This is a genomic window from Streptomyces pseudovenezuelae (assembly GCF_029892565.1).
Classification (GTDB): domain Bacteria; phylum Actinomycetota; class Actinomycetes; order Streptomycetales; family Streptomycetaceae; genus Streptomyces; species Streptomyces pseudovenezuelae_A.
On record NZ_JARXVH010000014.1, the window covers coordinates 1 to 24,824 of the forward strand.

Below are 24,824 nucleotides of genomic sequence, written 5' to 3' on the forward strand. Positions count from 1 at the left end.
TCGGAGAAGTACCAGCTCAAGCCCCGCGACTGGAAAGCCGCGGCACGCGAGGGACGTACCCTCGCCCCTCTGATCACCCGACTCAACACGATCCGCCGCGCGAGCCCGGCCCTCCGGCAGTTGCGCGATCTGCACTTCCATCATGTGGATCAGGACGCGGTGATCGCGTATTCGAAACGGAGCGGCTCGAACACGGTTCTGGTGGTCGTCAACCTCGACCCCCACCACACCCAGGAAGCCACGGTCTCGTTGGACATGCCACAACTCGGCCTGGAATGGCACGAGTCTGTGCCGGTGCGCGATGAGCTCACCGGCGAGACCTATCACTGGGGCAGGACCAACTATGTGCGCCTCGAACCGGGCCGTCGGCCCGCGCACGTCTTCACCGTCCTGCGACCGTCCACCCCGCAGATCGGAGGGTCACCCACAATATGATCGTCAACGAGCCCGTTCCGGACACCTTCGAGGACACGCCCGCCAAGGACCGGGACCCGGATTGGTTCAAGCGCGCGGTGTTCTACGAGGTCCTCGTCCGGTCCTTCCAGGACAGCAACGGCGACGGAGTCGGCGACCTCAAGGGACTCACCGCCAAACTGGACTACCTCCAGTGGCTGGGCATCGACTGCATCTGGCTGCCCCCCTTCTTCAAGTCCCCGCTGCGGGACGGCGGTTACGACGTCTCGGACTACACCGCCGTCCTGCCGGAGTTCGGTGACCTCGCCGACTTCGTCGAGTTCGTGGACGCCTCCCACCAGCGCGGGATGCGCGTCATCATCGACTTCGTCATGAACCACACCAGCGACCAGCACCCGTGGTTCCAGGAGTCCCGCAAGGATCCTGACGGGCCTTACGGCGACTACTACGTCTGGGCCGACGACGACAAGCAGTACCCCGAAGCACGCATCATCTTCGTCGACACCGAGGCCTCCAACTGGACCTTCGACCCGGTCCGCAAGCAGTACTACTGGCACCGCTTCTTCTCCCACCAGCCGGACCTCAACTACGAGAACCCGGCCGTGCAGGAGGAGATGATCTCCGCGCTGCGGTTCTGGCTGGATCTGGGCATCGACGGCTTCCGCCTCGACGCCGTGCCCTACCTGTACCAACAGGAAGGCACCAACTGCGAAAACCTTCCGGCAACCCACGAGTTCCTCAAGCGGGTCCGCAAGGAGATCGACGCCCACTACCCGGACACGGTGGTGCTGGCCGAGGCGAACCAGTGGCCCGAGGACGTCGTCGACTACTTCGGCGACTACGCCAGCGGCGGCGACGAATGCCACATGGCCTTCCACTTCCCCGTCATGCCCCGCATCTTCATGGCGGTGCGCAGGGAATCGCGCTACCCGGTCTCCGAGATCCTCGCCAAGACCCCGGCCATTCCGTCGAACTGCCAGTGGGGCATCTTCCTGCGCAACCACGACGAGCTCACCCTCGAAATGGTCACCGACGAAGAACGCGACTACATGTGGGCCGAGTACGCGAAGGACCCGCGCATGCGCGCCAACATCGGCATCCGCAGGCGCCTCGCCCCGCTCCTGGACAACGACCGCAACCAGATCGAGCTGTTCACCGCTCTCCTGCTGTCCCTGCCCGGCTCGCCGATCCTCTACTACGGCGACGAGATCGGCATGGGCGACAACATCTGGCTCGGCGACCGCGACGCCGTCCGCACCCCCATGCAGTGGACACCCGACCGCAACGCAGGGTTTTCCTCCTGCGACCCCGGCCGCCTCTTCCTGCCGACCATCATGGACCCCGTCCACGGTTACCAGGTCACCAACGTCGAGGCGTCGATGTCGTCGCCCTCCTCGCTGCTGCACTGGACCCGCCGCATGATCGAGATCCGCAAGCAGAACCACGCCTTCGGCCTCGGCACCTACACGGAACTGCCGTCGTCGAATCCGGCGGTGATCGCGTTCCTGCGGGAACACGAGGACGATCTGGTGCTGTGCGTGAACAACTTCTCGCGGTTCGCGCAGCCGACGGAACTCGATCTACGGGCCTTCAGCGGACGGCACCCGGTGGAGCTGTTCGGCGGGGTGCGATTCCCGGCCATCGGCGAGCTGCCGTACTTGCTGACCCTCGGCGGGCACGGCTTCTACTGGTTCCGGCTCCGCAAGGACGCCGCATAGAACCCCAGGGTGGGGCGGTTTCCACTGTCCCACCCGGGGCACGCATCAGTAACACCCCGACCTCCGGGGAAAGGACATGACGCTCATGTCGGACACGGTCACCCGCTTCGACGCGACAAGTACCGGCCTCCTCGCGTCACTGGACCCACTGCTGCGGGAATGGCTGCCCAGGCAGCGCTGGTTCGCCGGCAAGGGGCGTCCCGTCACCGGGTTCACGCTGGTCGCGGCCACCGAGCTGCTCCCGGCCGGCTCCCGGCTCGGCCTCTACCACCTGCTGGTCGTCGCCGAGCAGCCGCAGTCCTCCGGGGACTGCTACCAGCTCCTCATAGGCGTGCGCGAGGCGCTGCCACCACGGCTGGCGCCCGCGCTGATCGGACACGCTGAAGAGGGCGCGCTCGCCGGACGGACGGTGTACGACGCCCTGTACGACACCCGGCCCGCCGAGGTGCTCCTGGAGGCGCTGCGCACCCAGGCACGCATCGGCGGGCTTCGCTTCGAGCGGGACCAGGGCCAGGAGATACGCGAGGGCCTGGTCCCCCGCCTGATGACCGCCGAGCAGTCGAACTCGTCGGTCGTATACGGCGATACGTTCATCCTGAAGCTGCTGCGCCGGATCGTGCCCGGCATCAACCCCGACCTGGAGCTTCCGCTCGCGCTCGCCCGCGAGGGCTCCCCCCGGGTGCCCGCGCCGACGGCGTGGCTGCGCTCCGAGCTGGACGGGCAGTCGTATGTGCTGGGCGTGCTCCAGCCCTTCGTGCAGGGCGCGGCGGACGGCTGGGAGCTGGCCCTGCGGGAGCTGGGCAAGGGCGAGGACTTCACGGGTGAGGCGCGGGCGCTGGGCCGCGCCACCGCCGAGGTGCACACCGCGCTCGCCCGCGCGCTGCCGACCGTCACCCTGGGTCACGCCCAGCTGCGGCCGCTGGTGGACGGCATGGTCGAGCGGCTGGACGCGGCCGCGCAGGCGGTGCCCGCGCTGCGGCCGTACGTGCTCGGACTGCACTCCGCCTTCGAGGCGCTGGCCGACCTGGCCGCCGAGGGCCACACCTGGACCGCCCAGCGCATCCACGGCGACCTGCACCTCGGGCAGTGCCTGCGCTCGGCCGACGGGGAGTGGTCGCTGATCGACTTCGAGGGCGAGCCCGCCAAGCCGCTCGCCGAGCGCCGGCTGCCGCAGCCGGTGGCCCGGGACGTCGCGGGCATGCTCCGCTCCTTCGACTACGCGGCCCACTCGGCCGGACCGCCCAACCCCGACTGGGCCGCCGCCTGCCGGGCCGCGTACTGCGCCGGATACGCCGAGGCCGCCGGCCACGACCCGCGCACCGATCCCGTACTGCTGCGCGCCTACGAGACCGACAAGGCCATATACGAGGTCGTCTACGAGGCCCGGCACCGCCCCGACTGGCTGCCCGTGCCGATGGCGGCGATAGAGCGTTACGCCACATCCGACCTGACCTGACCCCAGCTTTCGCCTAGGAGGCGCCGCCCGTGACCCCCCGCCCCTCGTCCAGCGGTTCGCACGCGAAGAAGACGGCCGACCCGCAGGCCGCGAAGAAGCCTGCGAAGAAGACCGTGAAACAAGCCGCTGAGAAGGCCGCCGCCAAGTCCGCCGAGAAGGCTGTCCCGGCGAAGGAGACGGCGGTCAAGGAGACGGTGGCCAAGAAGGCGGTGGCCGAAAAGGCGGTGGCCAAGAAGGCGACGACGAAGAAAGCGGCGGCTCAGAAGGCGACAGTCAAGAAGAGCACGGCCAAGAAGACCGCGGCGAAGAAGAGCACCGCCAAGAAGGGTGCGGCCAAGGAGACGGCACCCGCTGTCAAGAAGGCCACCCCGAGCAAGAAAGCCGCCACCAAGAAGGCTGTTGCCAAGAAAACGGTGACCAAGAAGGCCGCGGCACAGAAGGCAACCGTGAAGACGATCTCGGCGAAGGAGACCCCCGGCAAGAAGGTCACCTCGTCGATCCCCGCCCCACCGCCGGAGGCACCGGCACCCGTCTCCCCCGTCTCTCCCGTCATGCCCTCCGCCGACCGCGACCGACTGATCGCCGGTACCCATCACGACCCGCACGGCGTGCTCGGCGCCCACCCGGTGCCGGGCGGCGTCGTATTCCGGGCGTTCAGGCCGTACGCGCAGGCCGTCACGGTCGTCGCCGGGGACCTGCGGGTGGAGCTGGAGGACGACGGGGGCGGGTTCTTCTCGGGTCTGGCGCCGCTGTCCGAGGTACCGGCGTACCGCCTGCTCGTGGCGTACGAGGGGTCGGTCCAGGAGATCGAGGACGCGTACCGCCTGCTGCCCACGCTGGGCGATCTGGACCTGCATCTGATCGGGGAGGGCCGGCACGAGGAGCTGTGGCACGTGCTCGGCGCGCACCCCATGACGCACCAGGGCGTGACCGGCACCCGCTTCTCGGTGTGGGCGCCGAACGCGCGCGGGGCGTGCGTGGCCGGCACCTTCAACTTCTGGGACGGCAGCGGGTATCCGATGCGCTCGCTGGGCTCCTCCGGGGTGTGGGAGCTGTTCGTGCCGGGCATCGGCGAGGGCGAGCTGTACAAGTTCGAGCTGACCCGCCAGGACGGTTCGAAGACTCAGCGCGCCGACCCGCTGGCCCGCCGCACCGAGGTCCCGCCGAACACCTCGTCCGTGGTGACCGCCTCGCACTACGAGTGGCAGGACGAGGAATGGATGGCGCGCCGCGCGGACGTTCCCGTGCACGAGGCGCCGTTCTCGGTCTACGAGGTCCATCTGCCGTCCTGGCGGCCCGGACTGACGTACCGTCAACTCGCCGAGCAGCTCCCCGCGTACGTCAAGGACCTCGGCTTCACGCACGTCGAGCTGATGCCGATCGCCGAGCACCCCTTCGGTGGTTCCTGGGGCTACCAGGTCACCGGCTTCTACGCGCCGACGGCCCGTCTTGGCACGCCCGACGACTTCCGGTTCCTGGTGGACGCGCTGCACCAGGCCGGGATCGGGGTGCTGATGGACTGGGTGCCGGCGCACTTCCCGCGCGACGACTGGGCGTTGGCGGAGTTCGACGGGCGGCCCTTGTACGAGCACGAGAACCCGCTGCGGTCGGCGCATCCCGACTGGGGCACGCTGGAGTTCGACTACGGCCGGCGCGAGGTGCGCAACTTCCTGGTGGCGAACGCCGTGTACTGGTGCCAGGAGTTCCACATCGACGGCCTGCGGGTGGACGCGGTCGCCTCGATGCTCTACCTCGACTACTCGCGTGAGCCCGGCCAGTGGCTGCCGAACGAGTTCGGCGGCCGGGAGAACCTCGACGCGGTCGCCTTCCTCCAGGAGATGAACGCGACCGTGTACCGGCGGGCGCCGGGCGTGGTGACCATCGCCGAGGAGTCCACGGCGTGGGACGGCGTCACGCGGGCCACCCACCACGTCGGTCCGGGCGGCTTCGGCGGTCTGGGGTTCGGGCTGAAGTGGAACATGGGCTGGATGCACGACTCGCTGGACTACATGAGCCACGAACCGGTGCACCGCAAGTTCCACCACAACGAGATGACCTTCTCGATGGTGTACGCCTACAGCGAGAACTACGTGCTGCCCATATCGCACGACGAAGTCGTGCACGGCAAGGGCTCGTTGGTCTCCAAGATGCCCGGCGACTGGTGGCAACAACGCGCCAACCTCCGCGCCTACCTCGCCTTCATGTGGGCCCACCCAGGCAAACAACTCCTCTTCATGGGCCAGGAATTCGCCCAAGGAGCCGAATGGTCCGAGGCCCACGGCCCCGACTGGTGGCTCCTTGACCCGGGCTACGGCGCCGAGCCCGACCACCGGGGCGTCCGTGACCTCGTCCGGGACATCAACACCGTCTACCGCCACACCCCCGCCCTGTGGCAGCGCGACATCCACCCGGCCGGCTTCCAGTGGATCGTCGGCGACGCGGCCGAGGACAACGTCTTCGCGTTCCTGCGCTACGACGCCGAAGGAGGCCCGCTCCTCGCGGTCTCCAACCTCGCCCCCGTCGTCCGCCACGACTACCGCCTCGGCGTCCCCGACGACATCCCCGCCTGGGCCGAGACCCTCAACACCGACCTCGGCAAGTACGGCGGCAGCGACGTCACCAACCCGGACGACATCAAGCCGGAACCGCAGGCCTGGCACGGCCGTCCGGCGAGCATCCGGTTGACGCTGCCACCGCTGGCAACGGTTTGGCTGCGGCCCGCCTGAGGCGGGTGGGGCGTTCTATAGTTGCCCGGGTCAACGTCGGTGCGCCCACGGGGGGTTGTCGCGCGTGCGATCCAACAGGTCGGTGGCGGCTGTGCTGTGCGCACTCGCCGTACTGCTGCTCGCCGCGTGCGGGACCGAGGTGGCCGGCCGGGGCTCGGTGACGGCGACGGCCACGGGACCGATCCCGTGGACCGTCAACGAGCCCGCCAGGGTCACCGCGGCCCGGCTCGCCGCCGACCACCGCACGCTGAGCGTCGAAGCGGACGTGCCCGACGGCAAGAACCCGTGCGTGCGGGGCCTCAAGGCGGAGGTCACCCAGTCCGACGCCCAGAGCGTGCGGGTGCAGCTCACCTTCAGCACACCGTCCGGGGACCGGCGCTCCGGGTGCACCGAGGAGACCACGGCCACGGCGCGGGTCCGGCTGCCGCAGGCGCTCGGCGGTCAGCACCTGGTCGTCGACCTCGACACGGTGTTCACCACCGAGGGCGCCAAGCTGCCCGCCCTGCGGCTGTGCGGGCAACTGGGCTGCGACCCGCCGGCCACCGGCTGCTCCGCCGGCTCCTACGACCAGGCACTGATGGCGGTCGGCGCGCCCGCGCACACCTATCGGGACGCCGAGCACTGCGACGGCAAGTGGCTGGTGCTGGACTTCTCCTGGCGCACGGGGCCGGTGTGCGGCGGCGACGACGCGCAGGCCTCCGGCTGTGCGTCCCGGCTGGGCGACCGCTTCTTCTTCCGGGCGACGAAGGCCGGCTGGAAGACGATCGCCCGGAGCTCGGCGGGCGGCTGCACGGACGTGCTGAAGGTGGAGCCCGCCTTCCCGACCGCGCTGTGCGCGTCGCTCGCCCCGCTCGACCCCGCCCTGCACCCGAGCTACCCGCCGGCCTCCGCCTCGCCCACGGCCACCGCTACGGCCCGCTGACGCCGTCGGCCAGCGCCTTCGGCAACCGCCCGGTGTGCAGCACCCCGAGCCGCTGGGTGGCCCGGGTCAGCGCCACGTACAGATCGCTCGTCCCGTACCGCCCCGGCTCCACCACCAGCACCGAGTCGAACTCCAGCCCCTTGGCCTGCCGCGGATCGAGGAGTACGACCGTCCGCGTCAGGTCGGGTTCGGTGCCCGCCGTCACCCCGTCGAGCCGAGCGGCCAGCCTGCGGTGCAGGTTGCGCGGGGCGATGACGGCGAGCCGGCCCTCGGCGGGCGTCAGCTCCTCGACCGCCTTGGCGACGGCTCCGGGCAGATCGTCGGTGGCGCGCACCCAGGGCCGTACGCCCGTGGACCGCACCGAACTCGGCGGCTCGAAGTCGGGGTGCTCGGCGCGGACCACGGCCGCCGCGAGGTCCATGATCTCGGCGGGGGTGCGGTAGTTGACGCCCAGCCGGGTGTGGGACCAGCGGTCGGCGACGTACGGTTCGAGGATCTTGTGCCAGGAGCCGACGCCGGCCGCCTCCGCGGTCTGCGCGGGGTCGCCGACCAGGGTCATCGAGCGGGTCGGGCTGCGCCGCATGAGCAACCGCCAGGCCATCGGGGACAGTTCCTGCGCCTCGTCGACGATGATGTGCCCGAACGCCCAGGTGCGGTCGGCCGCCGCGCGTTCGGCGGCGCTGCGGTGGTCGTCCTCCTCCTGCCGCTCCGCGAACCGCTCGGCGTCGATGATGTCGTGCGCGGACAGGACCTCGGAGTCCTCCGCGTCCTTGTCCTCGAACTCGTAGGTGCGCGAGGCGTAGGAGACGTCCAGCACGCCCTGCGCGTAGGCGACCTGCGTCTCCCGCGCGCGGTCGGCCCGCGCCCGCGCCAACCGCTCGTCCACGCCCAGCAGTTCGGCCGCCTCATCGAGCAGCGGCACGTCCGCGACCGTCCAGTCCCGGGTCGTCGGGCGGCGGATGGCGGCCGCGTCCTCGTCGGGGAGGTAGCCCACGGGGTCGGCGAGGAAGTCCGAGACCAGCCGCTGCGGAGTCAGCCGCGGCCACAACTGGTCGATGGCGGCCCACACTTCGGGGTTCTCGGCGAGATCGTCGCGGATCTGGGTGATGTCGCTCGGGTCGAGCAGGTTGCCGCCGTCGAACGGGTCCGTGCCGATGCGTTCGGCGACCATGTCGGTGAGCGTGTTGAGGATGTGCCCCTCGAAGTACTCGCGGGCCACGTTGTGCGGCAGCCCGGCGGCCCGGGTGCGCTCGCGGGCGACGCTCACCAGACCGTCGTCGAGCATCAGGATCTCGCGGTCGTGCTCGATCGCGATCACCGGATCGGGCAGCGACTGCCAGTCGCGTACGGCGTCGGCGAGCACGTCCGCCATGTCGGCGCGGCCCTTGACCGCGGCCGCCTCGCGGCTGTCGGCGCCCTTCGCCCGGACGCCCGGGAACAGTTCGCCGACCGTCGCCAGCAGCACGCCCGTCTCGCCGAGCGAGGGCAGTACCTCGGCGATGTAACCGAGGAAGGCGGGGTTGGGTCCGACGATCAGGACCGCGCGCTTGGCGAGCAGTTCCCGGTGCTCGTAGAGCAGATACGCGGCCCGGTGCAGGGCGACCGCGGTCTTGCCGGTGCCGGGGCCGCCCTCGACGACCAGGACGCCGCGGTGCGGGGCGCGGATGATCTCGTCCTGTTCGGCCTGGATGGTCTGCACGATGTCGTTCATGCGGCCGGTGCGCGCGGTGTTCAGCGCGGCGAGCAGAACGGCGTCGCCGGTGGGGTCCTCGTGGCCGGTCCGCTCCTGGTCGCCCAGGTCGAGGATCTCGTCGTGCAGTGCGGTCACCGCGCGTTCGCTGGTGGTGATGTGCCGGCGCCTGCGCAGGCCCATCGGGGTGTGGCCGGTGGCCAAATAGAAGGGGCGGGCGACGGCGGCGCGCCAGTCGATCAGGATCGGCGTGCGCTCGGCGTCGTCGGTGCGCAGACCGATCCGGCCGATGTGGTGGTTGCCGCCCGCGGTGAGGTCGATACGGCCGAAGCAGAGCGAGCCGTCCACCGCGTTCAGCGCGCCGAGCAGCCCCGACCGCTCGGCGACCAGGATGTCCCGCTCCAGCCGGGCCTGCATCGGGGTGTTGCCCTGCCCGAGCGCGTCCGTCACACCGCTCTCGGTGTCCCCGCGCAGGGCGTCCACCCGCGCGTACAGTCCGTCGATGAATTCCTGCTCACCGCGAATTTCATCGCTGTTTGACAATTCCACTCCCGAGCAGATATAGTGTGCTCACTAAGCCTCTTCGCGACTTCACGCCCTGAAGTCGCGAGCCATTGAATATACGCAAAGAAATCCCCCGAGCGCAATTGCTCGGGGGATTTCTCTGTATTGCGTCAGGTCACAGAACCTCGTCCAGCTCCGCGAGCAGCCGCCGCTTGGGCCGGGCCCCGACCATCGCCTTCAGGGGCTCGCCGCCCCGGAAGACCATGAACGTCGGCATCGACAGCACCTGGTACGCGTTCGTGGTGTCCGGGTTGGTGTCCACGTCCAGCTGGACCACCTTCAGCCGCTCACCCTCCTCCGCGGCCAGGGCGCTGAGCACCGGCCCCATCTGCCGGCACGGCGGACACCAGTCGGCGGTGAACTCCACCAGCACCGGCAGCTCCGCGTCGATCACCTCCGCCGCGAAGTCCGCGTCCGTCACTTCTCTCACGCCCGCCGCCTTGATCACAGCTCCCACCCTCCCAGTTCGCACAACGGTGAATCGCCCTCGGCGGAGGCCAGCCGCACCCCGATCGTCGCCCGCACGGCCTGCAACTCCCCGATCAGGGAGTCCAGTTCGGCCAGCTTGCGCCGGTAGACCGCGAGCGAGGCGGGACAGGTGTCGCCCTCCGGGTGCCCGGCCCGCAGACACTCCACGAACGGCCGCGTCTCCTCCAGGTCGAACCCGAAGTCCTGCAACGTCCTGATCTGCCCGAGCAGCTTCAGGTCGCTCTCGTCGTACGTCCGGTAGCCGTTCCCGGAGCGCCGCGCGGGCAGCAGCCCGCGCGACTCGTAGTACCTGAGCGTCCGCGTCGTGGTCCCGGCCCGTGCGGCCAGCTCGCCGATTCGCATGTCCATGAACGTAATCCTTGACGTGGGCGTCAGGGCAACAGCGGGGAGTCCTCGTCGTCCTCCGGGTCCGGGGGCCACTCGTCCTCGCTGCCGTCCCGCGCCCCGAGCAGCCGGCGGGTCAGCCGGTCGCGGTCGGAGAGGAGTTCGTCGAGGGCGGCGCGGACGTCGTCCCCTTCGGTGGTCGCCGACTCGCGCTCGGCGGCGATCAGTACGGAGCGCCGGACCAGTTCCTTGGTGAAGGAGGCCGTCGTGCCCTCCGTGCGGGTCACGACCTCGTCGGCGATGTCCGGGCCGAGGCCGAGGCCGGTGCCGTAGAGGGCGAGCAGGGCGGCGCGGCCCGGCTCGTCCGGCAGCGGGACCTCGACCGCGAGGTCGACACGGCCGGGGCGCTGGACGAGGGCCGGCTCCAGCAGGTCGGCGCGGTTGGTGGTGAGCAGGAAGGCCACGTCGGCGTCGTCGCCGAGGCCGTCCATCTCGTTCAGCACCTGGAAGAGCAGGGGCTGTTCGCCGCTGCCGTGGTCGCGGGCCTCGGCGATCAGGTCGCAGTCCTCCAGGACCACCAGGGCGGGCTGGAGCATCCGGGCCAGGGCGCAGGCGGGGCCGATCGCCTCGATGCTCTCGCCGGAGAGGATCACGACGGTGAACTCGGGCAGGTGGGAGAGGAGATAGCGGATCGTGTGGGTCTTGCCGGTGCCGGGCGGGCCGTACAGGAGCAGTCCGCGGCGCAGGTGCTGGCCGGCGGCGCGGAGCTGTTCGCGGCGCCGGGCGACGCCGACGACCTGGCGTTCCACGCGCTCCAGGAGCCCCTCGGGGAGCACGATGTCCTCGCGGGTCAGACCGGGGCGGCGGTGGAAGCTGAACGGGCCGAGGCCGTGCCGGAACTGGGAGCCCTCGAAGGAGAGCACCTGCCCCCGGAAGATGTTGTGCTCGCGCACCAGGGCGTCGATCTCGGCGAGCAGCCGGTCCGCGAACTCCTTCTTCTGCGCGAGGACCTCGATCTCGACCTTGTTGCGCCCGTACTCGTCGGCCGGGCCGCGCAGCAGCACCGCGAAGCGGTCGTCGCCGTCGGCGCCGAGGTAGAACCCGCAGGAGACGCAGGCGAGTTCCTTGTCCGGCGCGATCGGCAGGTGCGCGTAGTCGACGGCGCCGATCGTGAACCGGTCGTAGCGGTCGGCGGCTTCGAGGATGTCGCCGAGGGTGAGTTCGCCGTGGTGCTGCGCGCCGCGCATGCCGATCAGCTCGTAGGAGCGGCCCTCAGGGGCGAACCAGTTCTCCAGCGCGAGATGCACGTTGGGCAGGTCGTACGGCGGGTACGCGGCCTTGACCACGGGCTGGTCGGCGGGTGCCGTACCGAGGTGGTCGCGCAGCCGCTTGGTCAGGTTGCGGGCGGCGTCGTGGTCCTTGCTCTTGGGGCGCGCGACCGCCGCGAGGAACTCGTAGAAGAGTTCGCTGATCCGCTCCAGTGACAGGGGCGAGGGGTCCCGTCCCTCGCCGTACCTGCGTTCGTACTCTTCCGAACTGACGAGCTCGACTCCGCCCGCTTCCCCCATGGTTGCCTCCGCCTTGGTCCGACCGGTCATGTCAGGCCTCCCAGCCTGCGGCCGTGCCCGGGGGCGGGTCAAAGCATTTGGGGCGATTGTCCCCGAACGGCCCCCGCCGTCCTCAGACCAGCACCCCGGCGGACGTCTCCACCTCCAGCAGGGACGCGCTCTCGCGCTCCTCGTCGAAGGCCTTGCGTCCGCCGCGCAGGCCGAACAGCCGCTTGGCGAGGGCGATGTAGAGCACGGCGAGGATGTTGAGGGCCAGGGTGGCGATCTTCAACCAGCTGATGTGCTCGGTGAGTTCGTAGACCTCCAGCGGGAGGAAGGCGGCGGTGGCGACCACCGTCAGATACTCCGCCCAGCGCTTGGCGTACCAGAGCCCGACCGCCTCGACGAGTTCGATCAGCGCGTACGCCACCAGCAGGACGGCGACCAGGACCAGCGTGGAGTGCTTGTAGCCGAACGTCTTCTGGATGGTGCCGACGACCGGCGAGTGGTCGAGGTCGTAGTGGAAGTGCCTGAACACCGGCCGGAGGACGTCGAGATACTCGTCGAAGAGCTTGCGCACCGCGTCCTGGCTGTTGCTGAACTTCCACACCGCCGCCGCGACCAGCACGATGAACACCCCGCGCACGGCCCGCTCGATCGCCAGGAAGCGCAGGATGAACAGGTCCCGCAGCACCTTCCCGCGCGGCACCAGCGGCGCCTCGTCGGCCGGTCCCGAACCGTGCGGCTCCCCGAGCGCGAAGTCGCCGCAGCGCAGACAGCGCCAGACGTCTCCGAGGGCGGTCTGCGCGTGCAGGCGCACCCGCAGCCGGGGGTCGTCCGGCGCGTAGGTGACGTGCCCCTTGCGCGCACACGTCCGCCGGTCCCAGTCGATCTTCATCCCCCGTGCCTCCAAAGAGAACTAGCCTGCCGCGCCGGTAATGGACCGGCGCGGCAGGCTAGTGGACGAGGGTAAGAGCTTGGTGAGGATCGGCGCGCGGGATCAGCCGACGTGGATCAGTGGGCGCCGCTCAGCGCGGGCTCCTCGTCGTGGTCGTCCGTGGACTCGACGACCTCGACTCCCTTGTCCTTCCCCGGCAGCAGCAGCGCCACCGCCACCGTGCCGACGCCCAGGACCACCGCGCCGATCAGGCTGGTGTGGGCCACGGCCGAGGAGAAGGACGAGCCGACCGCGTCCGCCATCTGCCGGGCGCCCTGGGCGAGTTGCTGGGCCTGCGCCTTCAACTGGGTGGCCTGCGTCGGGTCGGTGGCCTGCGCGGCCTGCGTCGCCAGTTGCTGCGCCTTCTCGCCGATGCCCTGCGCGACCGTGTATCCGGCGCCGACCGAGTCCTGGGCCGTGGTGAGGGTGGACGCGGGGAGCTTGCTGCCGGCGGTGGCGTCGGAGAGGTGGCCGGAGTACGAGGTCGCGAGCAGCGAGCCGAGGATCGCGATGCCGAGCGAGCCGCCGAGCTCCAGCGAGGTGTCGTTCACCGCGCCGCCGACGCCCAGTTCGGACTCGGGGAAGGAGCCCATGATCGCGTCCGTGCAGGGCGAGAGGGCGAGGCCGATCGCCAGTCCGAGGACGACGAGGGGCGCCACGAAGTCGGCGTACGAGGATCCCGCGTCGACCCGGGTGAGCAGCGCCAGGGCCACCGTGCCGCCGACCATGCCCGCGGTGACCGTCCACTTCATGCCGACCCGGGGCGTGAGGTAGCCGGTGAGGGCCGAGCCGGCGAAGACCGCGCCGGCCAGCGGCAGCATGCGGACGCCGGTCTCCAGGGCGTCGTAGCCGAGGACGAACTGGAGGTGCTGTGTGAGGTAGTAGAAGGCGCCGAAGACGGCCAGGAAGAAGAGGGCCACGGCGAGGTTGGAGCCGGCGAACCTGCGGTCGGTGAAGCGGCGGACGTCGAGGACCGGGCGCGGGTGGCGCAACTCCCAGGCGACGAAGGCCACGAGGCCGAGACCGGCGACGACCGCGGCGGCGATCGCCTTCACGCCCCAGCCGAAGTGCGGTCCCTCGATGATCATGTAGACCAGCGCGGCGATCCACACGACCGACAGCAGTCCGCCGACGTAGTCGATGCGGTCGTGGTGACCGGCCTTGGACGGCGGGACCACGACGAGGGCCGCGATCAGGGCGACGGCGGCTATCGGGACGTTGATGAGGAAGGTCGAGGACCAGCCGTGGTCGCGCAGCAGCGCGCCGGCGACGACCGGGCCCGCGGCGATCGCAAGGCCCGCGGTGGCGGTCCACAGGGTGATCGCCTTGGCGCGCTCGGCGCGCGGGAAGGTCGCGGCGAGCAGGGAGAGCGTCGCGGGCATGATCAGCGCGGCGCCGGTGCCCATCACGGCGCGGGCCGCGATGACCGTCGTGGCGGAGCCTGCGAGATATCCGAAGACCGCGCCGCCGCCGAAGACCACAAGGCCCAGGATCAGGGCGCCGCGGCGGCTGTACTTGTCGCCGATCGCGCCGAGCAGCAGCATCAGCGCCGCGTACGGGACCGTGTAGCCGTCGATGACCCACTGGAGATCGGCGCTGGACAGGCCCAGGTCCTGGGTCATGTCGGGGGCGGCGACCGTGAGAGCGGTGTTGGCCATCACGATGATCAGCAGGCTCAGGCACAGGACGAGCAGCGCCCACCAGCGCCGGGCGTAGGGGCGGTCCATCCTCTCGACCGGTTCGTTCATGACGAGTCGCATGGCGGGCGTGACCTTCCTCGACGGACTTGCACAGTGACGTGCACTTGCACAGCAATGTGCAACTTACTCCGTTGCACACTCTTGTACAAGTAGTAGTTGCACACCCTTGTGCAGGTAGCCGTAAGAAGGGCACAATGGCGTCCATGACCACGGGTAACAGCAGCCGCGCCGACGCCAACCGGCGCCGCATCCTCGATGTCGCGCTCGCCGAGCTGCTGCGCGATCCCGACGCGTCCATGGACCAGATCGCGCGCGCGGCCGGGGTCGTACGACGGACGGTGTACGGGCACTTCCCGAACCGTGAGGCGCTGGTGGCGACGCTCGTCGACGGGGCCGTGGAGGCGGTGGCGGCCGCGCACGCGGCCGGGCGGGCGGGGGCCGAGGGGCCTGCCGAGGCGCTGGCCGGCGGCACGCTCGCGGTGTGGGAGGTCGCCGACCGCTACCGCATCCTGGTCGCGCTGGCCCGGCGCAGCGTCACGCTCCAGGGCCTGCGGGACCGGCTGGCGCCGGTGCGCGAGGCCTGCGCGGAGGTGCTGCGCCAGGGCCTGGAGGCGGGCGTCTTCACCTCGGCGCTGCCGGCCCCGGCGATGGCGTACGTGCACGAGCAGCTGCTGTTCGCGGTGATGGACGCGGTGAACGACGGTCTGCTGACAGCGCGGGAGGCGAGCCGCGCCGCCACGGTCACAGCGCTGACCGCGGCGGGCGTCCCCGCCTCCGATGCCACCGAGCTGGTGGCGAAGCTGAGCGTCGAGAAGGGTGGGCCGGGCGGCTGAGCGACGGGGGGGAACACCCAGCCACCCGGCGTCTTGCGGGCCGTTCCTCAGGCCTTGGCGAGTTCCTTCTCGCCGCCCTGCTCGGGCACTCCGTCGAGGGTGTCCTCGTCCTCGTCCAGCAGCGTCTTCTCGTCGAAGGGCAGATCACCGGCGAGCACCCGGTTCACCCGCTCCTTGTCGACCTCGCCGGTCCAGGTGCCGATCAGCAGCGTGGCCACGGCGTTGCCGGCGAAGTTGGTGACGGCGCGGGCCTCGCTCATGAAGCGGTCGATGCCGATGATCAGACCGACGCCGTCGACCAGCGCGGGCTTGTGCGACTGAAGACCACTGGCGAGTACGGCGATACCGGAGCCGGAGACGCCGGCCGCTCCCTTGGAGGCGACCATCATGAAGAGCAGCAGCCCGATCTGCTGACCGATGTTCATCGGCTGGTCCATCGCGTCGGCGATGAACAGCGAGGCCATGGTCAGGTAGATCATCGTGCCGTCGAGGTTGAAGGAGTAGCCGGTCGGCACGGTGATACCGACGACCGGACGGCTGACACCCAGGTGTTCCATCTTCGCGATGAGCCGCGGCAGCGCGGACTCGGACGAGGAGGTGGAGACGATCAGCAGGAACTCGCGGCCGAGGTACTTCAGCAGCTGGAAGAGGCTGACCTTGGCGACCAGCTTGGTCAGCGTGCCGAGCACGACCACGACGAACAGGAAACAGGTGATGTAGAAGCCGGCCATGATCGTGCCCAGTGCTTTGAGCGCGTCCATGCCGGTCTCGCCGATCACGGCGGCCATCGCGCCGAAGGCACCGATGGGCGCGGCCCACATGATCATGCCGAGGATGCGGAAGACCAGCTTCTGGATGTACTCGACGCCGCGCAGCACCGGCTCGCCGGTCCGGCCCATGGCCTGCAGCGCGAAGCCCGCGAGCAGCGCGATCAGCAGGGTCTGGAGGACCTGGCCCTCGGTGAAGGCCGACACGAAGGTGGTCGGGATGATCCCGAGCAGGAAGTCGACCGGGCCCTCGGCGGCGGCCTTGGCCTGCTCGTGTCCGACGCCCTTCACGGCCTCGGTCAGGTGCATCCCGCTGCCCGGGTGGATGATGTTGCCGACGACCAGGCCGATGGCCAGCGCCACGAAGGACATGGTGATGAAGTAACCGAGCGCGAGCCCGCCGACCTTGCCGACCTGGGCGGCCTTGCGTACGGAACCGACGCCGAGCACGATCGTGCAGAAGATGATCGGCGAGATCATCATCTTGATCAGCGCGACGAAGCCCGTACCGAGCGGCTTGAGCTCCTTGGCAAAGTCCGGCGCGGCGAACCCGACGGCGATACCGAGAGCCACCGCGATGATCACCGCGATGTAGAGATAGTGGGTGCGGTCCCGCTTGACTGCGGGTGCGGCAGGTGCGCTTTCGGGGGTGCTGGCCACGACTGCCCTCCTTGACGACGTCGTCGGCATCATCCGGCGTGCGGCTCACGACCGGCGGAATCCCGGTGTGCGGCTCACATCCGGGTGGATCCGGGAGGTGGGGACTCCCAGGGGGTTGCGGTGACTATCTCCCGCCCTGTGAGGCCGGTCACCCTTCCGTTCATTTAGTTCACACTTAACGTGCGAGGCACACTGACGTCATGCGCATCCCCGTCCCCAGCCCCCGCAGCCTGGCCGGCCAGCTCTTCGCCATGCAGGCCGTGCTGATAGCGGTGCTCGTGGCCGGTTACGCGCTGTTCACCTACGTCAGTGACGAGCGGCAGGCCGAGGACGCGGCCGGCCGGCAGGCGACGGCGGTGGCGCGCTCGGTCGCGGACTCGCCCTCGGTGCACTCGGCGATCGGCACGGCCAAACCCAGCGTCGAACTCCAGCCCTACGCGCTGCGGGTGATGGCGGACACGGAGGTCGACTTCGTCACCATCATGGCCCCGAATCGCATCCGCTGGACCCACCCCGACCCCGACCAGATCGGCCAGCCCTTCCTCGGTCACATCGACCGTGCCCTCAAGGGCAAGACCTTCACCGAGACCTACACCGGCACCCTCGGCGCCTCCGTCCGCGCGGTCACGCCCATCGAGGACGAGAACGACAAGGTCATCGGACTGGTCAGCGCCGGCATCAAGGTCGAGGCGATCAGCGAACGGGTCCGGGGCCAGCTGGCCGCCCTGCTCGGCGTCGCGGCCGGCGCCCTCGCCCTGGGCGGCATCGGCACCTACGTCATCAACGCCCGGCTGCGCCGCCACACCCACGGCATGAACGCGGCCGAGCTGAGCCGCATGCACGACTATCACGAGGCCGCACTGCATGCCGTACGCGAGGGGCTGTTGATGCTCGACGGGCAGTACCGTGTGGCGCTGATCAACGACGGTGGACGGGAGTTGCTGGGGGTGGCCGCTGACGTGGTGGGCAGATCGGTGGCGGAGCTGGGGCTGCCCGCTCAACTGACCGGCGCGCTGCTGGCGTCGGAGCCGCGGGTGGACGAGGTGCATCTGGCGGCCGACCGGGTGCTGGTGGTCAACACCTCGCCGGTGTCGGGCGGAGAGCGCCGCGGCACGGTCGTCACCCTTCGGGATGTGACCGAACTCCAGTCCCTGATGGGCGAGTTGGACTCGGAGCGCGGCTTCACGCAGGCGCTGCGCTCGCAGGCCCACGAGGCGGCGAACCGGCTGCACACGGTCGTCTCGCTCATCGAACTGGGCCGCGCCGAGGAGGCCGTCGACTTCGCCACCGCCGAACTCGAACTGGCGCAGGCCCTGACCGACCAGGTGGTGGCCGCCGTGGGCGAACCGGTGCTGGCCGCCCTGCTGCTGGGCAAGACGGCGCAGGCGAACGAGCGGGGCGTGGAGCTGGTGGTGTCGGAGGACAGCCGCCTCGACGACGGCCTGCTGCCCCCGTCCCTCCCGGCCCGGGACCTCGTCACGATCCTCGGCAACCTCATCGACAACGCGGTGGACGCGGCCCAGGGGAGCGTGCGGGCACGGGTGACGGTGACGGCGTACACCGCGCACGCCGGCTCGGCGGATCCCGGCTCCGCGGACTCCGACGAGTTGGTGCTCAAGGTCTCCGACACCGGCGCGGGGGTGGATCCCGCCCACGCCGAGATGGTCTTCCAGCGCGGCTTCTCCACCAAACCGGCGGGGCCCGGCGGGCGGGGCCTCGGGCTGGCCCTGGCCCGGCAGGCGGTGCAGCGGCACGGCGGGCTGCTGACGGTGGCCGAGGCGGACGGCGGCGGAGCGGAATTCGAGGTGCGGATGCCGTTGCGTACGACGGCGAAGGACGCGACTGTGAAGGCCGCGAGCATGGAGGCCGCACCGGCGGACGTCTCACCGGCGCAGGCGTCGCCGGTGACGGGAGGCCAGGGATGACGGGCGCACCGGCCGATCCGGCCGACCCGATCCGCGTGCTGGTCGTCGAGGACGATCCCGTGGCCGCGGACGCGCATGTCATGTATGTCGGACGGGTGCCGGGCTTCGTGGCGGTCGGCAAGGCGCACACCGGCGCGGAGGCGCGGCGCCTGCTGGACCGTACGCCGGTGGACCTGCTCCTGCTCGACCTCCACCTCCCCGATGTGCACGGGCTGCAGTTCGCCCGGTCGCTGCGGGCCGCCGGGCATCACGCGGACGTGATCGCGGTGACCTCGGCGCGGGACCTGACCGTCGTACGGGAGGGGGTCTCGCTGGGGGTCGTGCAGTACGTGCTGAAGCCGTTCACCTTCGCGACCCTGCGGGACCGGCTCGTGCGGTACGCGGAGTTCCGGGCGGCCGCGGGCGAGGCCAGCGGACAGGACGAGGTGGACCGGGCGCTGGCGGCACTGCGGTCGCCCTCGCCTGCGGCGCTGCCCAAGGGGCTGAGCGGGCCGACCCTGGAGCGGGTGACCGGGGCATTGCGGGAGGCCGAGGAGGGGCTCACCGCGGCCGGGGTCGCCGTGACGGTGGGGATTTCTCGGATCACGGCCCGGCGGTATCTGGAACACCTGGTGGAGGCGGGACGGGCGGGGCGCAGTCCGTTGTATGGGCAGGTGGGACGGCCGGAGCTGGTATATCGGTGGGTTCGTACGCGTTAGACCCCCTGACGACCAAGACGTGACCCGCACGGTCATTGACCTGACTAGACCATTCCTCTTACCTTCGCGGGCAACCAACTCGGCCGACAACGTAGTCATGCCCGTAGGAGGTCGTGCCCGTGCGCCCCACCGCCGCCCGCCGCCAGCTCCCCGTTCTTCTCTCGCTCGCCGTCGCCGCCACCGCGCTCACCGCGTGTGGCAGCGGTTCCGGCAGCGACCCGGACACCGTGAAGGTCTCCTTCAAACAGTCCACGGACAACTCGATCCATGTGATGGACGACTTCCTCGCGGACATCAAGAAGCAGTTCGAGAAGGAGAACCCCGGCAAGAAGGTCGAACTCGTCCCGATCAAGGCCCCGGACTCGGAGTACTACACCAAGCTCCAGCAGATGCTCCGCTCCCCCAAGACGGCCCCCGACCTGGTCTACGAGGACACCTTCCTCATCAACTCGGACATCACCAGCGGGTACTTGAAACCGCTCGACAGCTACCTCGCCAAGTGGCCGGACTGGAACCAGTTCATCGACACGGCGAAGGCCGCGGCCCAGGGTGAGGACGGCAAGACGTACGGCGTCCCGGACGGCACCGACACCCGGGGCCTCTGGTTCGACAAGGCGATCTTCAAGAAGGCCGGTCTGCCGGCCAATTGGCAGCCCAAGACGTGGGACGACGTGCTCGCCGCGGCCCGCACGATCAAGCAGAAGGTCCCCGGAGTCACCCCGCTCAACGTCTACACCGGCAAGCCGGCCGGCGAGGCCGCCACCATGCAGACCTTCGAGATGCTGCTGTACGGCACCAACGACGGCAAGACGGACCCGCTGTACGACAAGGCGACGAAGAAGTGGGTCGCCGGCAGCCAGGGGTTCAAGGACTCCCTGCAGTTCGTCGAGACGGTCTTCAAGGAGAAGCTCGGCCCGGACGTCTCCGACGCCCTCGACCCCAACTTCGGCACCCAGGTCCGCGGTGAGCTGCTGCCCAAGGGCAAGCTCGGCATCGACCTCGACGGCTCCTGGCTGCCGCAGGACTGGCTGCCGGGCAGCGGGCACGAATGGCCCGAGTGGTCCCAGAAGCTGGGCCTCGCCGCCATGCCCACCCAGCACGGCCAGGCGCCCGGCAAGGTGAGCATGTCCGGCGGCTGGACCTGGGCGGTCCCGGCCAAGGCCGGCAACCCCGACCTCGCCTTCGACTTCATCAAGACGATGCAGACCAAGGCGAACGCCAAGAAGTGGTACATCGCCAACTCCGGTATCGCGGTCCGCAAGGACGTCGCGAGCGACCCCTCGTACGCCACCGCGCAGCCCGGCATCAAGTTCTTCACGGACCTGGTGGCGAGCACGCACTACCGGCCGGCGTATCCGGCGTATCCGAAGGTCTCCACGGCGATCCAGGAGGCGACGGAGGCCGTGACGACGGGTGACATGTCGGCGGACAAGGCGGCGAGTTCGTACGACGACGAGCTCAAGTCGGCCACCGACAACAAGGTGATCGAGAAGTGAGCGGCGGCGACCGTCGATGACCACCGCACCGCAGCAGGCGGGCCCGGATCTGACGAAGGTCGGCCCGGGCCCGGCGCCGCACCACCCCGTCCCACCGCGACGCCCGCGCACCCGCTCCCTGACCCGCCTCCTCCCCCTCTCCCCCGCCGTGATCCTCCTGCTGCTCTTCCTCGCGGGACCGATCGGCTACTGCGCCTACATCGCCTTCACCGACCTCCAGCTCACCGGCCAGGCCCACTCCTCCTTCGTCGGCTTCGCGAACTTCCGCGCGGCCTTCAAGGACGAGGAGTTCCTCAACGCCGTATGGCTGACGCTGGTGTTCACGGTCCTGTCCTCGCTGATCGGGCAGAACACGCTCGGCCTGGCGCTCGCCTCGCTCATGCAGCGCGCGTCGAAGCCGGTCCGCACGCTGGTGGGCGGGATCGTGATCACGGCATGGGTCCTCCCGGAGGTCGTGGCGGGCTTCCTCCTGTACGCCTTCTTCCGCCGCGAGGGCACCCTGAACGCCATCCTTGACTGGCTCCATCTCCCGTCCCAGAACTGGCTGTTCACCCTCCCGATCCTGGCGGTGTCCTTCGCCAACGTCTGGCGCGGCACGGCCTTCTCGATGCTGGTCTACACGGCCGCGCTCAACGAGATCCCGAAGGAGATCACGGAGGCCGCGGAGGTCGACGGCGCGGGCGGCTGGCGCCGCATGTGGCACATCACGCTCCCGATGATCCGCCGCTCCATCGGCACGAACCTGATGCTCAACACCCTCCAGACCCTGTCGGTCTTCGGTCTGATCTGGGTGATGACGAGGGGCGGCCCGGGCGACAAGAGCCAGACCCTGCCCCTGTTCATGTACGAACAGGCCTTCCAGAACAGCATGATCGGCTACGGCACGGCGGTGGCCCTGCTGCTGTTGGTGGTCGGCGCGCTGTTCTCGCTCGTCTACGTACGACTGCTGCGGACGGAGGTCTGACACCCATGGCACTCTCGCGGACACTCCCCCGCACCCCGCGCCTCACCCCGCGCCTCACCTCCCGCCTCGCCGACCGCCGGACGACCCGGCGCCTGGCCGCGGACGTGGGACTCCTGGTGGCCGCCGCCGCGTTCGCGCTGCCGCTGATCTGGGTCGTCCTGTCCTCGGTGGACCCGCACGCGAACCTCAGGGTGAAGACCCCCGACGGCTTCACCTTCGGCAACTTCGACGCGATCCTGACGCCGGAGATCACCTTCACGCCGCTGCTCAACAGCCTCATCCTGTGCGGCGGCGCGACCCTGCTGACGGTCGTCTGCGCGGCCCTGGCGGCCTATCCCCTGTCCCGCTTCAAGTCCCGCCTGAACCGCCCGTTCCTGCTGACGATCCTGTTCACCACGAGCCTGCCGATCACGGCGATCATGGTCCCGGTCTACGCACTCTTCGTGCAGGTGAACCTGATCGACACCATGCAGGGCACGATCCTCTTCTTCGCCGCCTCCCAACTCCCCTTCGCCATCTGGCTGATGAAGAACTTCATGGACGGCGTCCCGAAGGAACTGGAGGAGGCCGCCTGGACCGACGGCGCCTCCGCCTTCCAGTCCCTGATCCGCATCGTCCTGCCCCTCATGGGCCCCGGCGTGGCCGTGGTGACGATCTTCTCCTTCGTCATGATGTGGGGAAACTTCTTCGTCCCCTTCATGCTCCTGCTCACCCCGGACCAGATGCCGGCGAGCGTGAGCATCAACGAGTTCTTCGGCAACCGCGGAATGGTGGCGTACGGGCAGTTGGCGGCCTTCTCGGTCGTCTACTCGACGCCGGTGATCCTGCTGTACGTGCTGATCGCCCGACGGCTGGGCGGGGGCTTCGCGCTGGGGGGTGCCGTGAAGGGGTGAGAACGGGCCCGGCCTGGCAGGATGACGCCATGGAACGTGTGCTTGGAATCGGCGGATACTTCCTGCGGGCCGGCGACCCGGCGGCCCTGAGCGCCTGGTACCGCGACTGCCTGGGTCTGGACGCCGACGAGCACGGTCTGTGGCGTCCGGAACCCGGGCCGACGGTCTTCGCGGCCTTCGAGTCCGAGACCGACTACTTCGGCTCCCGCACCCAGCAGACCATGCTCAACTTCCGGGTCCGCGACCTGGACGCGATGCTCGCGCAACTGCGCGCCAAGGGCGCGGACGTCTCCGAGGAGACGCAGGACATGGAGGGCGTCGGCCGCTTCGGCTGGGTCACCGACCCCGAGGGCAACCGCCTGGAGCTGTGGCAGCCGGCCTGATGCGGGAGGGGCCCTACTGCGGTGCCACGACCGCGAGTACGCCCCGCACAGCCGTCCCGTCCGGCCAGGTCCACCCGGCGACGACGCGTACGGACGACTCCTGCGCGGCCCCCTGTACGGCCTCCGCCGACCGCAGGACGCGGTTGACCTGGACATCAAGCCCGCCGCCGAGGCCGGTTCCCGTTCCGTCCACGGTGACCGTCGGGTCAGGGGTGTGGCTCCTGCTCTGCTGCTGCGGCACCGCCTCACCGCGCAGCAGGGCGCGCAACTGCGCCATCACCACCGGGTCGTGGACGCCGTCGTAGATCCACCGCGTGCCGAGCACCCCGTGCTCGGAGGTCCCGATGAACGCCTCGCCGGGGACGCCCTCAAGTGCCGCGCCCCGGTAGCCCATCGGCACCAGATACGCCACCGGTTCCTGAGCGGACGCGTCCACCACGACCATGAACTCGATCCCGACCGCACCCTCCGGATCGTCCAGCCGGAACCCACCGGCCTTCACCAGCTCCGCCGTCGGCCCGTCACCGACGTACCAACTCTGCTTCGGCAGCCAGTCGTTGAGCAGCTCCAGTTTGGTGGGCGTCATGGTGGTCCGGTGGATCACGGCCATGCGGGCTCCCTCTCGCGTGGGTCTGGTTCCGTCCACCGACGGGACGTGTTCGAACCTATCGGAGACCGCGTGGCGTACAGATCGCGCCGCCCCCACACCACCCCCGACCCCTCACCCGTCACCCCCGCCTTGACGCACTCATCTTCGAAGGCCGCCCGCCCCGCCCCGCCGGTCAATCGCAAAAGGCAAGGTAGAACGGCATATTCATCACCGGCCGCCCCGGGCCGACGCTGCCCGGCCGACCCCACCCCTGGCCGAATCCGTACGTTCCTACAATCCGTATTCCTGGCCGAACGGACCGTAGTCACCGCACCCAGGGACCCCTATTTTGTGCCCCGTGCACCAACCCCCGGCCCACCCGAACCCGCCGAACCAGCCGAACCAGCCAACCTCCTCGGCCCCGCCCTTCAACGCCCCTGCCGCCCGTCGTCTGCGGGCCGGTCTCAACATGGGGCCCGAGCATGTCGCCTACGGGCTGCGTACCTCGTACGGGCTGCCCTACGTCACCCCGGATCTCGTCGTCGCCTGGGAGCGGGGGCTGACCGCGCCCAGCAGTCCAGAACTCACCGCTCTCGCGGGCGTGTTGTGGTGCTCCCTCGGTGAACTCATCGGGAGACCGCGGACGCTGGGCGAGCACCGGATCGCCCGTGCGCTCGCCCCGGAGGACGTGGCGCGGGCCGTCGGGCTCGAACTGCGGGCGTATCTCCAGATGGAGGAGGAGAACACCTGGCGCGGCGGCGACCGTCAGTCCGCCCTGCTCGCCGAGGTGCTCGACCTCTCGATCCCGGACTTCGTCGCCGTCACCGGCCGCGAGACCCGGCTCGCCGAGCTGCTGCGCAGTGCCGCGACCACGCGCTGGCAGGCGTACGTCCGGCCGGTGACCAAGCTGGTGCCCCTGGACCGGCGCCTGTTGGAGGACGTCCTCCAGGAGCTCCACCAGGACTACCAGGGGCAGATGGTCGCCTCGCTGAACTGGGGCGAGGGCGCCGCGGCCGGCACGGCACAGGACTCCGGCCGCGCCTACCTGGACCGGATCGTCGACCACTTCTGGGCGGCGGTCCAGGACAACAGCTCGTAGAACAGCGGCAGTTCGCAGAAGGGTGGCAGT

At 70.0% G+C, this 24,824-nt stretch carries 21 protein-coding genes; 13 read left to right on the forward strand and 8 right to left on the reverse strand.

What is annotated here, in order from left to right:
- From M2283_RS35515 to M2283_RS35535, 5 genes are all read left to right on the forward strand, one after another.
- On the forward strand, positions 1-435 hold a 435-nt coding region (locus tag M2283_RS35515; RefSeq protein ID WP_280880600.1), incomplete at its 5' end, for a DUF3459 domain-containing protein.
- The gene (treS, locus tag M2283_RS35520; protein WP_280880601.1) at positions 432-2,132 is read left to right on the forward strand and encodes a maltose alpha-D-glucosyltransferase; all 1,701 of its coding nucleotides are present in this window, start codon (positions 432-434) and stop codon (positions 2,130-2,132) included. The genes M2283_RS35515 and treS, both read left to right, overlap by 4 nt.
- A gap of 85 nt (positions 2,133-2,217) precedes the next feature.
- Positions 2,218-3,588 (forward strand): maltokinase N-terminal cap-like domain-containing protein, encoded by a 1,371-nt coding sequence (locus tag M2283_RS35525; RefSeq protein ID WP_280880826.1) that lies wholly within the window; start codon positions 2,218-2,220, stop codon positions 3,586-3,588.
- Positions 3,589-3,617: 29 nt separating this feature from the next.
- Positions 3,618-6,314, forward strand: coding sequence for a 1,4-alpha-glucan branching enzyme (gene glgB, locus M2283_RS35530; RefSeq protein WP_280880602.1), 2,697 nt, complete (start codon positions 3,618-3,620; stop codon positions 6,312-6,314).
- Between the two features lie 64 nt (positions 6,315-6,378).
- Positions 6,379-7,236, forward strand: coding sequence for a hypothetical protein (locus tag M2283_RS35535; protein WP_280880603.1), 858 nt, complete (start codon positions 6,379-6,381; stop codon positions 7,234-7,236).
- On the opposite strand, the gene M2283_RS35540 is transcribed toward M2283_RS35535, so the two are convergent.
- The 6 genes from M2283_RS35540 to M2283_RS35565 all read right to left on the reverse strand — a co-directional run bounded on the left by M2283_RS35540 (position 7,223) and on the right by M2283_RS35565 (position 14,547).
- Positions 7,223-9,451 carry a HelD family protein gene (locus M2283_RS35540; RefSeq protein WP_280880827.1) on the reverse strand — a complete coding sequence of 743 codons (2,229 nt, stop codon included), beginning with the start codon at positions 9,449-9,451 and terminating at the stop codon, positions 7,223-7,225. The two genes, M2283_RS35535 and M2283_RS35540, sit on opposite strands and share 14 nt — an antisense overlap.
- A gap of 154 nt (positions 9,452-9,605) precedes the next feature.
- Positions 9,606-9,938: a thioredoxin family protein gene (locus tag M2283_RS35545; protein WP_280880828.1), complete on the reverse strand. Its 333-nt coding sequence runs from the start codon at positions 9,936-9,938 to the stop codon at positions 9,606-9,608.
- Positions 9,935-10,321 (reverse strand): MerR family transcriptional regulator, encoded by a 387-nt coding sequence (locus tag M2283_RS35550; protein ID WP_280880829.1) that lies wholly within the window; start codon positions 10,319-10,321, stop codon positions 9,935-9,937. The genes M2283_RS35545 and M2283_RS35550 overlap by 4 nt, the downstream gene beginning before the upstream one ends.
- A gap of 29 nt (positions 10,322-10,350) precedes the next feature.
- A complete protein-coding gene (locus M2283_RS35555) occupies positions 10,351-11,901 on the reverse strand; it encodes an AAA family ATPase (RefSeq protein ID WP_280880604.1) in 1,551 nt (516 codons plus the stop codon).
- A gap of 82 nt (positions 11,902-11,983) precedes the next feature.
- The gene (locus M2283_RS35560) at positions 11,984-12,748 is read right to left on the reverse strand and encodes a DUF2127 domain-containing protein (protein WP_280880605.1); all 765 of its coding nucleotides are present in this window, start codon (positions 12,746-12,748) and stop codon (positions 11,984-11,986) included.
- 116 nt (positions 12,749-12,864) lie between these two features.
- Positions 12,865-14,547 carry an MFS transporter gene (locus M2283_RS35565; RefSeq protein ID WP_280880606.1) on the reverse strand — a complete coding sequence of 561 codons (1,683 nt, stop codon included), beginning with the start codon at positions 14,545-14,547 and terminating at the stop codon, positions 12,865-12,867.
- A gap of 134 nt (positions 14,548-14,681) precedes the next feature.
- Between M2283_RS35565 and M2283_RS35570 the strand changes: the two genes are divergently transcribed.
- Positions 14,682-15,320, forward strand: a complete 639-nt coding sequence (locus M2283_RS35570) for a TetR/AcrR family transcriptional regulator (protein WP_280880607.1) — start codon at positions 14,682-14,684, stop codon at positions 15,318-15,320.
- Between the two features lie 47 nt (positions 15,321-15,367).
- On the opposite strand, the gene M2283_RS35575 is transcribed toward M2283_RS35570, so the two are convergent.
- Complete coding sequence (locus M2283_RS35575) at positions 15,368-16,747, reverse strand: cation:dicarboxylate symporter family transporter (protein ID WP_280880608.1); 1,380 nt, start codon at positions 16,745-16,747, stop codon at positions 15,368-15,370.
- 200 nt (positions 16,748-16,947) lie between these two features.
- On the opposite strand from M2283_RS35575, the gene M2283_RS35580 reads away from it, so the two are divergent.
- The 6 genes from M2283_RS35580 (at position 16,948) to M2283_RS35605 (ending at position 23,106) form a co-directional block, all read left to right on the forward strand.
- On the forward strand, positions 16,948-18,672 hold the full coding sequence (locus tag M2283_RS35580; protein WP_280880609.1) for a sensor histidine kinase: 1,725 nt from the start codon (positions 16,948-16,950) through the stop codon (positions 18,670-18,672).
- Positions 18,669-19,370, forward strand: a complete 702-nt coding sequence (locus M2283_RS35585) for a response regulator (RefSeq protein WP_280880610.1) — start codon at positions 18,669-18,671, stop codon at positions 19,368-19,370. Before M2283_RS35580 ends, M2283_RS35585 begins: the two co-directional genes overlap by 4 nt.
- Before the next feature lie 113 nt (positions 19,371-19,483).
- On the forward strand, positions 19,484-20,866 hold the full coding sequence (locus tag M2283_RS35590) for an extracellular solute-binding protein (protein ID WP_280880611.1): 1,383 nt from the start codon (positions 19,484-19,486) through the stop codon (positions 20,864-20,866).
- 16 nt (positions 20,867-20,882) lie between these two features.
- Positions 20,883-21,830 carry a carbohydrate ABC transporter permease gene (locus tag M2283_RS35595; RefSeq protein WP_280880612.1) on the forward strand — a complete coding sequence of 316 codons (948 nt, stop codon included), beginning with the start codon at positions 20,883-20,885 and terminating at the stop codon, positions 21,828-21,830.
- 5 nt (positions 21,831-21,835) lie between these two features.
- A complete protein-coding gene (locus M2283_RS35600) occupies positions 21,836-22,723 on the forward strand; it encodes a carbohydrate ABC transporter permease (RefSeq protein WP_280880613.1) in 888 nt (295 codons plus the stop codon).
- Positions 22,724-22,752: 29 nt separating this feature from the next.
- Entirely contained in the window at positions 22,753-23,106 is a 354-nt protein-coding gene (locus M2283_RS35605) for a VOC family protein (protein ID WP_280880614.1), read from the forward strand.
- Positions 23,107-23,119: 13 nt separating this feature from the next.
- On the opposite strand, the gene M2283_RS35610 is transcribed toward M2283_RS35605, so the two are convergent.
- On the reverse strand, positions 23,120-23,716 hold the full coding sequence (locus M2283_RS35610) for a maltokinase N-terminal cap-like domain-containing protein (protein WP_280880615.1): 597 nt from the start codon (positions 23,714-23,716) through the stop codon (positions 23,120-23,122).
- Positions 23,717-24,053: 337 nt separating this feature from the next.
- On the opposite strand from M2283_RS35610, the gene M2283_RS35615 reads away from it, so the two are divergent.
- On the forward strand, positions 24,054-24,794 hold the full coding sequence (locus M2283_RS35615) for a helix-turn-helix domain-containing protein (RefSeq protein ID WP_280880616.1): 741 nt from the start codon (positions 24,054-24,056) through the stop codon (positions 24,792-24,794).
- Positions 24,795-24,824: the final 30 nt, after the last annotated feature.

Excerpts from the sequence above, each read along its gene's own strand:
- treS (WP_280880601.1), top strand. The coding sequence starts at position 432 with ATGATCGTCAACGAGCCCGTTCCGGACACCTTCGAGGACACGCCCGCC.
- M2283_RS35525 (WP_280880826.1), top strand. The coding sequence starts at position 2,218 with ATGTCGGACACGGTCACCCGCTTCGACGCGACAAGTACCGGCCTCCTC.
- M2283_RS35550 (WP_280880829.1), bottom strand. The coding sequence starts at position 10,321 with ATGCGAATCGGCGAGCTGGCCGCACGGGCCGGGACCACGACGCGGACG.
- M2283_RS35555 (WP_280880604.1), bottom strand. The coding sequence starts at position 11,901 with ATGACCGGTCGGACCAAGGCGGAGGCAACCATGGGGGAAGCGGGCGGA.
- M2283_RS35560 (WP_280880605.1), bottom strand. The coding sequence starts at position 12,748 with ATGAAGATCGACTGGGACCGGCGGACGTGTGCGCGCAAGGGGCACGTC.
- M2283_RS35565 (WP_280880606.1), bottom strand. The coding sequence starts at position 14,547 with ATGCGACTCGTCATGAACGAACCGGTCGAGAGGATGGACCGCCCCTAC.
- M2283_RS35570 (WP_280880607.1), top strand. The coding sequence starts at position 14,682 with ATGGCGTCCATGACCACGGGTAACAGCAGCCGCGCCGACGCCAACCGG.
- M2283_RS35580 (WP_280880609.1), top strand. The coding sequence starts at position 16,948 with ATGCGCATCCCCGTCCCCAGCCCCCGCAGCCTGGCCGGCCAGCTCTTC.
- M2283_RS35585 (WP_280880610.1), top strand. The coding sequence starts at position 18,669 with ATGACGGGCGCACCGGCCGATCCGGCCGACCCGATCCGCGTGCTGGTC.
- M2283_RS35595 (WP_280880612.1), top strand. The coding sequence starts at position 20,883 with ATGACCACCGCACCGCAGCAGGCGGGCCCGGATCTGACGAAGGTCGGC.
- M2283_RS35600 (WP_280880613.1), top strand. The coding sequence starts at position 21,836 with ATGGCACTCTCGCGGACACTCCCCCGCACCCCGCGCCTCACCCCGCGC.
- M2283_RS35605 (WP_280880614.1), top strand. The coding sequence starts at position 22,753 with ATGGAACGTGTGCTTGGAATCGGCGGATACTTCCTGCGGGCCGGCGAC.
- M2283_RS35610 (WP_280880615.1), bottom strand. The coding sequence starts at position 23,716 with ATGGCCGTGATCCACCGGACCACCATGACGCCCACCAAACTGGAGCTG.